Here is a 12,111-nt window from a genome sequence, read left to right on the forward strand (position 1 = left end):
CCAGATCCCGCATTACCTCTTCTGTAAAGTTGTGGTGGGCTGGTTTTTTTTTATATGCCACCGCCCCCCCCGCCCTCACGCGTGAGGGCGGGGGCTCTTCGGCGGGTGAGAATGGCCGGGTGTACGAGGAACTCTTCAGCCCCACCGTCCAGCACACACTCGACCTGATCGGCATCTTCGTCTTCGCCATCTCCGGCGCGCTGCTGGCCGTACGCAAGAACTTCGACGTGTTCGGCATCGCCGTCCTCGCCGAGGTCACCGCCCTGGGCGGCGGGCTGTTCCGGGACCTGGTCATCGGGGCGGTGCCGCCCGCGGCCTTCACGGACCTCGGGTACTTCATCACCCCGCTGCTCGCCACGGTGCTGGTCTTCTTCCTCCACCCGCACGTGGAGCGCCTCCAGACCGGCGTGAACATCTTCGACGCGGCCGGCCTCGGCCTGTTCTGCGTCGCCGGCACCACCAAGGCGTACGACTACGGGCTCGGCTTGACGGCATCCGCCTGCCTGGGCCTGGCCACCGCGGTGGGCGGCGGCGTCCTGCGCGACGTGCTCGCCAACGAGGTGCCCTCACTCCTGCGCTGGGACCGCGACCTGTACGCCGTCCCGGCGATCGTCGGCTCCGCGATGGTCGCCCTGTGCATCCGCTACGAGGCCCTCACCCCGTTCACCAGCGCACTCGCGGTCGTCACCGCCTTCGTCCTGCGGCTGCTCGCGCTGCGCTTCCACTGGCGGGCCCCCCGCGCCTGGAACCGGCGGTCGACGGTGACGGAGGGGGAGTGAGCCGTCAGGGCCTGTCCGGCATGTCCCTGTCCGGCACGCCCCTGCCCGGTATGTCCCTGTCCGGCATGTCCTTGATGAAGACGACGCCGTCGATGGTGTCCAGGTGGGCGGGGTCGAGCGGGGCGTAGCCGAACCAGGGGGACACCCGGGGCGCGGGCCGCGGGTCGCCGAGGGCGGAGGCCAGCCGTCCGGCGTCCACGACGCAGCGGTCCTCCGGCAGCGCGTACAGGCGGCCTTCGAGGGCGCCGGGCGGGGGAGTGTCCACACCCTGGTGGCGGATCGTGCCGAGGGCCGTGGCCACGAAGGCGTACTCCGCGCCGAGCCGGGCGCTCACCAGCGCACCGGCGCTCCACCATGCCACCCGCCCCTGCCACATGCGCATCGTGCTCCGCTCGCGCTGGAGGTGGGAGTTGTGGGCGTGGACCAGCACCCGGCCGCGCTCCGCGAGCGCCAGGAGGTTGCCGGCCATCATCCGGTCCCGCACGCCGAGCAGCCGGTTCATCCGGGCCGGGGAGGCGTCGGCCATCCACCGGTGGTAGTCCAGCAGTCCGGTCGCGGTACGCCCGTACAGCCGCGCCCGGTCCCAGTCGTCCCGCGAGGCCGTCGCGAGCAGGTGCGGCGTCTGCTCGTCGAGGAGTGCCACCAGGTCGTGGGCGAGCGCCCGCAACTCCCCGGCCTCGGCCGACCGCCCCACCGAACGCGCCGGGTCCGTCATCGCCGCGGGCTCGGTCCACCGGTCGTCGGCGCCGAGCAGGCGGTCGAGCGTCCCGGCGGTGCAGGGGAGCAGGCCGGGGTCGACGCGGGCCGACAGGTGGGCGTGGAGCGCGGTGACGGCACGCCGGGGGCTCGCGGCACCGGTGATCTCCAGCGGGCCGTCGAGACCGGCGAAGCGCACCCGCTCGGCCGGGGGCCGGCCGTCGTTGTACGCGCGCATCCAGCGCACGAGTTCACGGTTGGCGTCCGAGGCGCCGAGGCCGTGGCTGAAGCCGTGCGCCATCGTGTCGTCGAGCGTGCCGGTGCCCGAGGTGACGTAGTCGTCCACGACCAGTCCGGCCAGGCAGTCGCTCTCGATCGCGAGGGTCCGGTAGCCCTCCTGCTCGACGAGCTGCCGGAAGAGATCGTTGCGCACGCCGAGGAGGGTGTCCTCGCCGTGGGTGGGCTCGCCGAGGGCGAGGACGCCTGGCCGCGCCGGGAGCATGCCCAGGACGGCGGCGGCGTCCACGGGGAGCGTGATGTCCTTGATGCGAGTAGCCATGGATTGAGCCATGCATTGAACCGTATCGTTGAACTTTCGGTTGAAACTTAGCCGCGATATCGTCCGGTGTGTGGCGCACGACCTTCAAAGCAGAGGAAAGCTCAGACCCGTCGATCTGGCCCGCGGGCACGGTCTGTCCACGCAGGCGGTCAGGAACTACGAGGCGGCCGGCATCCTGCCGGCCGCCGACCGTACGGCCCACGGCTACCGCACCTACACGCCGCTGCACGCGCGGGCGCTGGACGCCTTCTTCGCCCTGCTGCCCGGCCACGGCCACCGGACGGCGACCTCGGTGATGAGGGCGGTGAACGAGGGCGCGACGGCCGAGGCGTTCCGGCTGATCGACGAGAGCCACGCGCAGTTGCTCGACGACCGGCGGACCCTGGAGGCCGTCGAGGGCGCGCTACGGGACCTCGGGCAGCCGGGGACCGGTGTCACCGCCGCTGCCACCGCCACCCCGACCGCCACCGTGACGTCCGCGTCCGCGTCTGCGGGCAGGTTCGTCGGCGCGCTCGCCCGGGAGCTGGGCATCCGGCCCGCGACCCTGCGCAAGTGGGAGCGTGCCGGGCTGGTGCGTCCGAGCCGCGACCCGCTGACCGGCTACCGGGTCTACGGCGAGGCCGACGTGCGGGACGCCAAGCTGGCCCACCAGCTCAGGCGGGGCGGCTACCCGTTGGCCCGGATCGCGCCGGTGATCGAGCAGGTGCGGTCGGCCGGCGGTCTTGAACCCCTGGAGGCCACCCTGCGCGACTGGCACGACCGCCTCTCCGCCCGCGGCCGTGCACTGCTGGCCGGGGCCGCGGAACTGGAGGCGTACCTGCGGGCGCGGGAGCAGCGGGCGTGAAGCCGCGGGCGTGAAGCCGCGGGCATGGAGCCCCCGGCATCGAGCCGCAGGCATGGAGCGGGAAAAAGCTACCGCTTAGTAGTTTCCTGATGTACCGTGCAGCCATGCCAGAAGCAGCCTCCGCCCCGGCCGTACCGGCCACCGTCGGCGACAGCGAGTTCGACCGGGACACCCACGTCACGCGGCGCGCCCCCGGCGTCTACGACATCGACCTCTCCGCCGGCTGGACGATCATCAACGCGGTCAACGGCGGCTACCTGCTGGCCGTCCTGGGCCGCGCCCTGGGCGACGCCCTCCCGCACCCGGACCCGTTCACGGTCTCGGCGCACTACCTGACCGCCTCCCACCCGGGCCCCGCGGTCGTGCGCACCGAGACCGTCCGCGCGGGACGCGGCCTCTCCACGGGGCAGGCGTCCCTCTTCCAGTACGACGACGAGGGCAACGAGGTCGAGCGCATCCGCGTCCTCGCCTCCTACGGCGACCTCGACGCCCTGCCCGGCGACGTCCGCACCTCCGCGAAGCCACCCGCGATCCCGCCGGCCGAGCACTGCTTCGGCCCGGAGGACGGCCCCGCCCCCGTCGACGGCAGCTCCGCCATCGCCGACCGGCTGAAGCTGAAGCTCGACCCCGCCACGCTGGGCTGGGCGCTCGGGCAGCCCTCCGGCCGGGGCGAGATGCGCGCTTGGTTCGGGCTGGCCGACGGCCGCGACGCCGACCCGCTCTCGCTGCTCCTCGCGGTGGACGCGCTGCCCCCGACCGCCTTCGAGATGGGGCTGAAGGGCTGGGTGCCCACGGTCGAGCTGACCGTGCACGTGCGGTGCCGCCCGGCGCCGGGCCCGCTGCGGGTCTCCATCACCACCCGCAACCTCGCCGGTGGCTTCCTGGAGGAGGACGCCGAAGTCTGGGACAGCGCCGACCGCCTGGTCGCCCAGTCCCGGCAGCTGGCCCGGGTCCGGCTCGCCTGACCCGCGCCACGTCGGCCGCCCGGCGCTCTGTTCGCGGCGGTTCGGTCAGTCCAGCCAGTGCCGGCGGCCGACGCTGATCAGCCGCAGTTGGCGCGTCGCCGTCTCCGTGGCGCGCCTGCGCTCCTCCTCGGGGGCGTCCAGGGTCTCCAGGAACAGCGAGGCCGTGATCAGCATCTGGTCGACGTAGAGGCCCGCCAGCATCCGCAGGTCCGCCTCGCTCCAGCCCGTCGACTCCGTATCCTTGGCCAGCTCGGCCCGCACCTCCTCGGCGAACCGGGCCAGTTGCTCCCGTATCGCCTCGCGCACCGGCTGCACGCCGCCGTGCCGCTCACGGGCGATGAACCGGACGTGCGCCGGGTGCGCGGCCACGTGTCCGGCGATCAACTCGACCGCGCGGGCGATGCGTTCGTCGCTGCCTTCCACCGGAGACACCGTCGTCCGGATCATCGGGTGCAGGCTGCCCAGTGCCTCCTCGACCAGTGCCACCCCCAGGTCCGCCGTGGAGCGGAAGTGCCGGTAGAAGGCGGTCGGGGCGACGCCCACGGCGCGGGTGACCTCGCGCAGACCCAGGCTGCTCAGGCTCTGCTCCTCCAGCAGTCCGAGCGCCGCGTCCAGGAGTGCCTGCCGGGTCTTGCGCTTCTGGGCCTGCCGAACGCCGGGAGTGTGACTCATACCATGCAGTTAACAACTGTTCTCTGGAATTGGAAAGCGGTGTCCCGCGCTAGTCTGGGTAGTCAGTGAACAACTGTAACCAGAGATTGCCAGAGATTGGGGGGATCCGCGCACCATGATCTTTCTCGTTGTCGCACTGCTGCTCCTCGGTGTGGTGCTGGGCACCGTCGCCCACGCGCCGCTCACCTTCTCCGTCGCCGTCGGCCTGGTCATAGCCGTCTGGCTCGGCGTCTTCGCGATCCGCGAGCGGCACGGCCGCCGACGGAGCACCTCCGCCCACTGACGCACGGCAGGGAGAACCTCATGCAGCTCACCGCACCGGCCAACCGCTCCACCCGCCCCACCGGCATCCGGGACACCGACGGCATGGCCGTCGCCTCCTTCGTCCTCGGCCTGCTCGGCCTGCTCGTCCTCAACGTCTTCCTGGGCCCGATCGCCATCGCCCTGGCCTCGGTCGCCCTGTGGCGCGGCACCGCCCGCCGCGGCCGGGCCCTCCTCGGTCTCGGCCTGGGCGTCGCCGACCTGCTGGTCCTGGTGGCGTTCATGGCCACGGACAACACGATGTCGTGGAGCCTGTGAAGCGGTCGGCCTTGCCCTGAGGCCGGGCACAAGGGCCCCGTAGAATCGGCCTCACCATGGCTTACCTCGACCACGCCGCGACCACCCCGATGCTTCCCGAGGCGGTCGAGACACTCACCGCCCACCTGGGGGTCACCGGCAACGCCTCCTCGCTCCACGCGTCCGGCCGCCGGGCGCGGCGCACCGTCGAGGAGGCCCGCGAGACCCTCGCCGAAGCGCTCGGCGCCCGCCCCAGCGAGGTGGTGTTCACCTCCGGCGGCACCGAGGCCGACAACCTCGCCGTCAAGGGCCTGTACTGGGCCCGGCGCGACGCCGATTCGGCCCGCACCCGGGTGCTGGCCAGCCCCGTCGAACACCACGCGGTCCTCGACGCGGTGCACTGGCTGGGCGAGCACGAGGGGGCCCGGGTCGAGTACCTGCCCGTGGACGCCCACGGCCGCGTGCACCCCGACACCCTGCGCGAGGCCGTCGCCCGCAACCCCGACGACGTCGCCCTCGCCACCGTCATGTGGGCCAACAACGAGATCGGCACCATCCTGCCGGTCCGTGAACTCGCCGACGTGGCCGCCGAGTTCGGCATACCGCTGCATGCCGACGCGGTCCAGGCCGTCGGCCAGCTCCCGGTCGACTTCGCCGCCTCCGGGCTCGCCGCGATGACCGTTTCCGGCCACAAGATCGGCGGCCCCTACGGCATCGGCGCGCTGCTCCTCGGCCGCGAGTACACCCCGGTGCCCGTCCTGCACGGCGGCGGCCAGGAGCGCCACGTCCGCTCCGGCACCCTCGACGTCCCCGCCGTCGCCTCCTTCGCGGTCGCCGGACGCCTCGCCGCCGAGCAGCGCGAGTGGTTCGCCCGCGAGATCGGCGCCCTGCGCGACGACCTGGTCGACGCCGTCCGTACGGCGGTTCCGGACGCGATCCTCGGCGGCGACCCGGCACCGGAGGGGCGCCTGCCGGCCAACGCCCACTTCACCTTCCCCGGCTGCGAGGGCGACTCCCTGCTGCTCCTGCTGGACGCCCAGGGCATCGAGTGCTCCACCGGCTCCGCCTGCACGGCGGGCGTCGCCCAGCCCAGCCATGTCCTGCTGGCCACCGGCACCGACCCCGACCTGGCCCGCGGCACCCTGCGCTTCTCCCTCGGCCACACCTCCACGGAGGCCGACGTGGAGGCGCTGGGCAAGGCGATCGGCCCCGCGGTGGAGCGGGCGCGGGCGGCCGGGCTGACGTAGCCCGGCGAGCGGGGCGTCTTACGCCCCGGACGAGGACGGACCCGGTGACGGGGTGCTCGTCGCCGCCCGGCGCACCAGCTTCATGTACCGCTCCCAGTCCCAGTGCGGACCCGGGTCGGTGTGGTCGGTGCCTGGCACCTCCACGTGGCCGATGATGTGCTCGCGGTCCAGGGGTATGTCGTACCGCGCGCAGATGCCCGCCGTCAGCCGCGCCGAGGCGGCGTACATCGCGTCCGTGAAGTCCTGCGGGCGGTCCACGAAGCCCTCGTGCTCGATGCCGACACTGCGTTCGTTGTAGTCGCGGTTGCCCGCGTGGTACGCCACGTCCAGCTCGCGGATCATCTGGGTGACGCCCCCGTCCTGGCCGACGATGTAGTGCGTGGCCGCCTGGTGCCCCGGGTCCTGGAACGCCTTGACCGCGCTGTCGAAACTGCCCTGCGTCACATGCACGATCACCATGTCGACGCCGAAGTCGTCCGGCCGGTCGGCCCGCCGCCAGTTCGCGTCCGCCGCCGCCACCCAGCGCGCGCCGGAGTAGTCGACCGCGCCCTCCTCGCGGGGCCGCTCGACGCCCGGCACCCGCCACCACAGCCGGGACAGCTCGTCGCGGGCCAGCACGGCCGTGCCCACGGCCGCCGCGGCACCGCCGACGATCAGCGCACGCCGGCCGATCCGCCGGTCCGCGTCGCCGGATCCGCCCGCGGACCCACTCCTGGATTCGTGCTTCGCCCCCATGCGATCTTCAACGCATACTCGCGCGCTCCGGTTCCCGCCCTCCCCTTACTCTGGAGGGGTTATGACTGACACCCCGCAGCGCACCCGTCCCCTTCGCGTCCTCGCCGCCATGTCGGGCGGGGTCGACTCCGCCGTCGCCGCCGCCCGCGCGGCCGAGGCGGGGCACGACGTGACCGGCGTCCACCTCGCGCTCTCCGCGAACCCGCAGTCCTTCCGCACCGGCGCCCGGGGCTGTTGCACCATCGAGGACTCGCGCGACGCCCGCCGCGCGGCGGACGTCATCGGCATCCCGTTCTACGTGTGGGACCTCGCCGACCGCTTCCGCGAGGACGTGGTCGAGGACTTCGTCGCCGAGTACGAGGCCGGCCGGACCCCGAACCCGTGCCTGCGCTGCAACGAGAAGATCAAGTTCGCCGCGCTGCTCGACAAGGCGCTGGCCCTCGGCTTCGACGCCGTCTGCACCGGCCACTACGCCAAGGTGATCCTGCGCGAGGACGGCGTCCGCGAACTGCACCGCGCCTCCGACATGGCCAAGGACCAGAGCTACGTCCTCGGCGTGCTGGACGACCGGCAGCTCGCCCACGCGATGTTCCCGCTCGGCGACACGCTCACCACCAAGGACGAGATCCGCACGGAGGCCGAGCGCCGGGGCCTCGCGGTGGCCAAGAAGCCCGACTCGCACGACATCTGCTTCATCGCCGACGGCGACACCCAGGGCTTCCTCGCCGACCGCCTCGGCCGCGCCGAGGGCGACATCGTCGACGAGGCGGGCAACCGGCTCGGCACCCACGAGGGCGCCTATGGCTACACCATCGGCCAGCGCAAGGGGCTCCGGATCGGCACCCCGGCCCCCGACGGCAAGCCGCGCTACGTCCTGGACATCTCGCCGGTGGACAACACGGTGACGGTCGGCCCGGCCGCGGCGCTGGACGTCGACGCCCTCCGCGCGATCAAGCCCCGCTGGTGCGGCGCCGCCCCCGTCGGCCCCGGCACCTACACGGCCCAGCTGCGCGCCCACGGCGGCGAGACCGAGGTGCGGGCCGAGCTGGTCGACGACGCACTGGAGGTGTCCTTCACGGAGCCGGTGCGCGGCGTCGCCCCCGGCCAGGCGATCGTCCTGTACGACGGCACCCGCGTGGTGGGCTCGGCGACGATCGCGTCCACCACGCGCGCGCGGGCCGGCGCTGCCTGAACGCGGAGCCCGTCGTCCGGGCCGGAGCCACGGGAAACGACGTGACCTCGGCACCGGTGAGTGCCTCCCGGCGCGTGCGGCCGGGAGGCCGGAGCGGCGTCGGCGTGCCGGGGCGGGGGAGCCGACCCGACCGGCCGGCCCGCCGAGCGGGTCCGGCGGGGGCCAGGGGGAGAGCGTCGACGCGGTGGGGACCCCCGCGCGCGAGCGCGGTCGCCCGCGCGGGAGCCGGCGACCGGTGCCGACGCGGCCGCCCTGCCGGTCGGCCCCCGCGTACGCGCCATGAACCGGACGCCGGCCCCTTGGGCCCGCCCGGGCTCACCGACCCAGGAACTCCGTCAGCACCGGCGCCAGCACCCCCGGCTCCACCATGTGGGCCTGTCCCGCCACGGTTCCGTAGGTGCCGTCCGGCGCCGCGTCGGCCACCGCGCGTGCCGCATCGTGCCACCACGCGTCGCTCGCCCCGCCCGCGAGGGCCAGCAGGGGAGCGGTGATCGAGGCGATCTGGGCCTCCGGGACCCGGCTGTCACCCATCACCGCGTCGTCGTACGCCAGACTCGGCGCGACCGACTCCATGCCCGCCCACATCGGCGACTGCCGGGCGCCCCGGATCATGTCCTCGCCCAGGCCGGTCCGGCGCAGGAACAGCTCCACCGCGTCCCCGCGCCGGTCCTTGCCGAGCGCCTCGGCGAGCCCCTCGGTGTACTCCGCGGCGGACCGCGCCGCGGCCTCGTCCATCGCGTACGGCACCTCGTACACGGCGACCCGGGACACCGGCAGCCCGCTCGCCGCCGCGCGCAGCGCCAGCGCGCCGCCGGACGACATGCCGTAGAGACTCGCCTCGCCGCCCACCGCCTCGATCAGGGCGGCCAGGTCCTCGATCTCGCGCTCCACCGCGTAGGGCGCCGTGTCGCCGCTCCCGCCGCGGCCCCGGCGGTCGTACACGGTGACGTCGAAGCGGTCCGACAGCTCCGCCGCCAGGGGTGCGGTCGTGGCGCCCGTCGACATGGCGCCGCTGACGAGGACCACCGCGGGTCCCCGCCCGGTGCGTTCGTAGGCGATGCGCGTTCCGTCGCGCGACAGGGTGTTCTTCTCCATGTCTGTGCAGAGTGCCCCAAAGCGCGCGATTAATCGCTCAGGACACGGACGGCTCAGGAGACCTCGACGTCGTAGAAGCAGAGATGGTCCTTGATCTGAGCCACGTCCGCCTTCGGCTCCGGGTACGCCCAGACCAGGTCGGCCGCCCCGGGCAGCGACCAGTAGGACGCGTCGCCCTTGAAGGGGCAGTGCGTCCGCGTGCCGGAGGGCATCAGCAGGTCGAGCCGTACGTCCTCGGCCGGGATGTAGAAGCGGTCGGGACAGCCCGTCTCGTGCAGGACCAGCGCCTTGTCGCTCTCCGCCAGGACCTGGCCGCCGTGCACCGCGCGCACGTGCCGCTCGCTCGGCTCCACGGTGATGATGTGTCCCTTGCTCACGATCGTCCTCCTCGGACAGTGGGTTCGGTCACTTCAGCGCGTCCGGAAGCCGGGTTCTTCCCCGCCGGGCGCCGAACGTACCGTTGCCCCATGAACATCTGCGTCTTCCTCTCCGCCGCCGACCTCGACGCGCGCTACACCGCCCCCGCGAAGCAGTTCGCCGAACTCCTCGGCAAGGGCGGCCACACCCTCGTCTGGGGCGGCTCCGACGTCGGCCTGATGAAGGTGGTCGCGGACGGCGTGCAGGGGTCCGGAGGGCGGCTGCTGGGCGTCTCGGTGGACTTCCTGGCCGCCAAGGCGCGCGAGGGCGCCGACGAGATGGTGATCGCGGGGGACCTCGCCGAGCGCAAGCGGCTGCTGCTGGAGAAGGCCGACGCCGTGGTGATCATGGTCGGCGGCACCGGCACCCTCGACGAGGCGACCGAGATCCTGGAGCTGAAGAAGCACGGGCACACCGACAAGCCGGTCGTCCTGCTCAACACGGCCGGCTTCTACGACGGCCTCAAGGAGCAGTTCCGCCGCATGGAGGACGAGGGCTTCCTGCCCCGCCCCCTGGCCGAGCTGGTCTTCTTCGCCGAGGAGCCGGTCGGCGCGCTGGCCTACCTGGAGGAGAGCCAGGGCATCGAGTAGCCCCCGGTGGTGCGAGCATGGCGGGCATGGCTACACATGTGATCACCGGAGCGGGCTCCGGCATCGGCGCGGCCGTCACCCGCCGCCTGCACGAGCGCGGCGACGAAGTCGTCCTGCACGCGCGCGACGCGGGCCGCGCCAAGGAACTGGCGGCCGCCTACCCCGGTGCGAAGACGCTGGTCGGCGACCTGTCCGACCCGGAGAAGCTCTCCTGGGCCTTCTCGCACCAGACGCTGCCGGAGCGCGTGGACTCGCTGCTGCACATCGCCGGCGTCGTCGACCTCGGACCGGTCGGCGACCTGACCCCGAAGACCTGGCGCCACCAGCTGGCCGTCAACCTCGTCGCGCCCGCCGAGCTGACCCGCCTCTTCCTGCCCCAGCTCCGCGTCGCCCAGGGCCAGGTGCTGTTCGTCAACTCCGGTTCCGGCCTCAACGCCCACGCCGGCTGGTCGGCGTACGGCGCCTCCAAGCACGGCCTCAAGGCGCTCGCCGACGCCCTGCGCCAGGAGGAGCACCCGAACGGCGTCCGCGTCACCTCCGTCTACCCGGGGCGCACCGCCAGCCCGATGCAGGCCAAGGTCCACCAGCAGGAGGGCAAGGAGTACGACCCGTCGAAGTGGATCGACCCGGAGTCGGTCGCCACGGCGATCCTCACGGCCCTCGACCTCCCGCGGGACGCCGAGATCAACGACCTCACGGTCCGCCCGGGAAGGTGACGCCGGCGGGGTGTTCCGTAGGCTGCTGCGGTGAGTGAAAACAGCCAGTCCAGGTTCGGTCCCGCCACGGGCGTCGGCTCCCTCCCGGGGGGCGACGCCCGCGAGGCCGTCAAGACCGCCACCGGCACCTTCGAGGACTTCCCCTTCCTCCCCGAACTGCCCGCCCGCGGCCCCGGCGCCGACATGATCGGCCGCACCGCCGGGATGCTCGTCGAGCTGTACGCGCGCGTGGAGCCCAGCGGCTGGCGGCTGGGCGACCGGCCCGGACGGGACACCAAACGGGCCCGCGCCTGGCTCGGGGAGGACCTGGACGCCCTGGAGGAGTTCACGCAGGGCTACCAGGGGCCGCTGAAGGTCCAGGCCGTCGGCCCGTGGACGCTCGCCGCGGCCCTCGAACTCCGGGGCGGCGAGGCGGTCCTGTCCGACGCCGGCGCCTGCCGCGACCTCGCCGCCTCGCTCGCCGAGGGCCTGCGCCTGCACCTGGCGGAGGTACGGCGCCGTGTGCCCGGCGCCCGTGTCGTGCTCCAGCTCGACGAACCCTCGCTCACCGCCGTACTGCACGGCCGGGTACGCACCGCCAGCGGCTACCGCACCCACCGCGCCGTGGACCGCCAGGTCGTCGAGGCCACCCTGCGCGAGGTCGCCGGGGCGCACGGCGGCGACCCCGTCGTCGTCCACTCCTGCGCGCCGGACGTCCCCTTCGCCCTGCTGCGCCGGGCGGGCGTCGCGGGCGTCTCCTTCGACTTCTCGCTCCTCACCGAGCGTGACGACGAGGCGCTCGGCGAGGCGGTCGAATCGGGCACCCGGCTCTTCGCCGGTGTCGTGCCCGGCACCGACGGCCCGTTGTCAGACCCTGCCGGTAGCGTCATGGGTGTCAGGACGCTGTGGCGCAGGCTGGGGCTGCGGCCGGAGCTGCTCGCGGAGGCGGTCACCGTCACCCCGTCGTGCGGACTCGCGGGCGCTTCCCCCGCGTACGCCCGCCGGGCCCTCGCCCACTGCGTCCGGGCGGCGAGATCCCTCGCGGACAACCCAGAGTAACGGGAGGA

15 protein-coding genes are annotated in these 12,111 nt (G+C 73.4%); 10 read left to right on the forward strand and 5 right to left on the reverse strand.

Translation table 11 applies throughout. The features are described from left to right. Positions 1–119: 119 nt before the first annotated feature. Positions 120–779, forward strand: a complete 660-nt coding sequence (locus ACFW01_RS06890) for a trimeric intracellular cation channel family protein (RefSeq protein WP_234961215.1) — start codon at positions 120–122, stop codon at positions 777–779. Between the two features lie 4 nt (positions 780–783). On the opposite strand, the gene ACFW01_RS06895 is transcribed toward ACFW01_RS06890, so the two are convergent. Next, on the reverse strand, positions 784–2,034 hold the full coding sequence (locus tag ACFW01_RS06895; RefSeq protein ID WP_384502639.1) for an erythromycin esterase family protein: 1,251 nt from the start codon (positions 2,032–2,034) through the stop codon (positions 784–786). Positions 2,035–2,104: 70 nt separating this feature from the next. Here ACFW01_RS06895 and ACFW01_RS06900 point away from each other — a divergent pair, with 70 nt between their 5' ends. Both ACFW01_RS06900 and ACFW01_RS06905 read left to right on the forward strand, forming a co-directional pair. After that, positions 2,105–2,878, forward strand: a complete 774-nt coding sequence (locus ACFW01_RS06900; RefSeq protein WP_234961213.1) for a TioE family transcriptional regulator — start codon at positions 2,105–2,107, stop codon at positions 2,876–2,878. Positions 2,879–2,982: 104 nt separating this feature from the next. Further along, the gene (locus tag ACFW01_RS06905; RefSeq protein ID WP_234961212.1) at positions 2,983–3,843 is read left to right on the forward strand and encodes a thioesterase family protein; all 861 of its coding nucleotides are present in this window, start codon (positions 2,983–2,985) and stop codon (positions 3,841–3,843) included. Between the two features lie 45 nt (positions 3,844–3,888). On the opposite strand, the gene ACFW01_RS06910 is transcribed toward ACFW01_RS06905, so the two are convergent. Then, positions 3,889–4,515 carry a TetR family transcriptional regulator gene (locus ACFW01_RS06910; protein ID WP_234961211.1) on the reverse strand — a complete coding sequence of 209 codons (627 nt, stop codon included), beginning with the start codon at positions 4,513–4,515 and terminating at the stop codon, positions 3,889–3,891. 115 nt (positions 4,516–4,630) lie between these two features. Here ACFW01_RS06910 and ACFW01_RS06915 point away from each other — a divergent pair, with 115 nt between their 5' ends. Genes ACFW01_RS06915 through ACFW01_RS06925 form a run of 3 tightly spaced genes read left to right on the forward strand, consistent with a single transcriptional unit; the run spans position 4,631 to position 6,320 of the window. After that, positions 4,631–4,798 carry a hypothetical protein gene (locus ACFW01_RS06915; RefSeq protein ID WP_122617602.1) on the forward strand — a complete coding sequence of 56 codons (168 nt, stop codon included), beginning with the start codon at positions 4,631–4,633 and terminating at the stop codon, positions 4,796–4,798. 20 nt (positions 4,799–4,818) lie between these two features. Further along, positions 4,819–5,094, forward strand: coding sequence for a DUF4190 domain-containing protein (locus ACFW01_RS06920; protein WP_122617603.1), 276 nt, complete (start codon positions 4,819–4,821; stop codon positions 5,092–5,094). A 56-nt stretch (positions 5,095–5,150) separates the two neighbouring features. Further along, entirely contained in the window at positions 5,151–6,320 is a 1,170-nt protein-coding gene (locus tag ACFW01_RS06925; RefSeq protein WP_234961210.1) for a cysteine desulfurase family protein, read from the forward strand. An 18-nt stretch (positions 6,321–6,338) separates the two neighbouring features. On the opposite strand, the gene ACFW01_RS06930 is transcribed toward ACFW01_RS06925, so the two are convergent. Next, positions 6,339–7,055: an N-acetylmuramoyl-L-alanine amidase gene (locus tag ACFW01_RS06930; RefSeq protein WP_234961209.1), complete on the reverse strand. Its 717-nt coding sequence runs from the start codon at positions 7,053–7,055 to the stop codon at positions 6,339–6,341. Between the two features lie 61 nt (positions 7,056–7,116). On the opposite strand from ACFW01_RS06930, the gene mnmA reads away from it, so the two are divergent. Next, entirely contained in the window at positions 7,117–8,247 is a 1,131-nt protein-coding gene (gene mnmA / locus ACFW01_RS06935; protein ID WP_234961208.1) for a tRNA 2-thiouridine(34) synthase MnmA, read from the forward strand. Positions 8,248–8,562: 315 nt separating this feature from the next. On the opposite strand, the gene ACFW01_RS06940 is transcribed toward mnmA, so the two are convergent. Then, the gene (locus ACFW01_RS06940) at positions 8,563–9,342 is read right to left on the reverse strand and encodes an alpha/beta fold hydrolase (RefSeq protein ID WP_234961207.1); all 780 of its coding nucleotides are present in this window, start codon (positions 9,340–9,342) and stop codon (positions 8,563–8,565) included. Between the two features lie 53 nt (positions 9,343–9,395). Continuing rightward, complete coding sequence (locus ACFW01_RS06945) at positions 9,396–9,719, reverse strand: DUF427 domain-containing protein (protein ID WP_234961206.1); 324 nt, start codon at positions 9,717–9,719, stop codon at positions 9,396–9,398. A gap of 90 nt (positions 9,720–9,809) precedes the next feature. On the opposite strand from ACFW01_RS06945, the gene ACFW01_RS06950 reads away from it, so the two are divergent. The 3 genes from ACFW01_RS06950 to ACFW01_RS06960 are packed head-to-tail and all read left to right on the forward strand — an operon-like array spanning position 9,810 to position 12,103. After that, a complete protein-coding gene (locus tag ACFW01_RS06950; protein WP_384502578.1) occupies positions 9,810–10,349 on the forward strand; it encodes a TIGR00730 family Rossman fold protein in 540 nt (179 codons plus the stop codon). A 17-nt stretch (positions 10,350–10,366) separates the two neighbouring features. Beyond that, the gene (locus ACFW01_RS06955) at positions 10,367–11,065 is read left to right on the forward strand and encodes an SDR family oxidoreductase (protein ID WP_384502579.1); all 699 of its coding nucleotides are present in this window, start codon (positions 10,367–10,369) and stop codon (positions 11,063–11,065) included. A gap of 30 nt (positions 11,066–11,095) precedes the next feature. Continuing rightward, on the forward strand, positions 11,096–12,103 hold the full coding sequence (locus tag ACFW01_RS06960) for a methionine synthase (protein WP_384502580.1): 1,008 nt from the start codon (positions 11,096–11,098) through the stop codon (positions 12,101–12,103). Positions 12,104–12,111: the final 8 nt, after the last annotated feature.

The sequence above is a fragment of the Streptomyces sp. NPDC058985 genome (genome assembly GCF_042740985.1).
Lineage (GTDB): Bacteria > Actinomycetota > Actinomycetes > Streptomycetales > Streptomycetaceae > Streptomyces.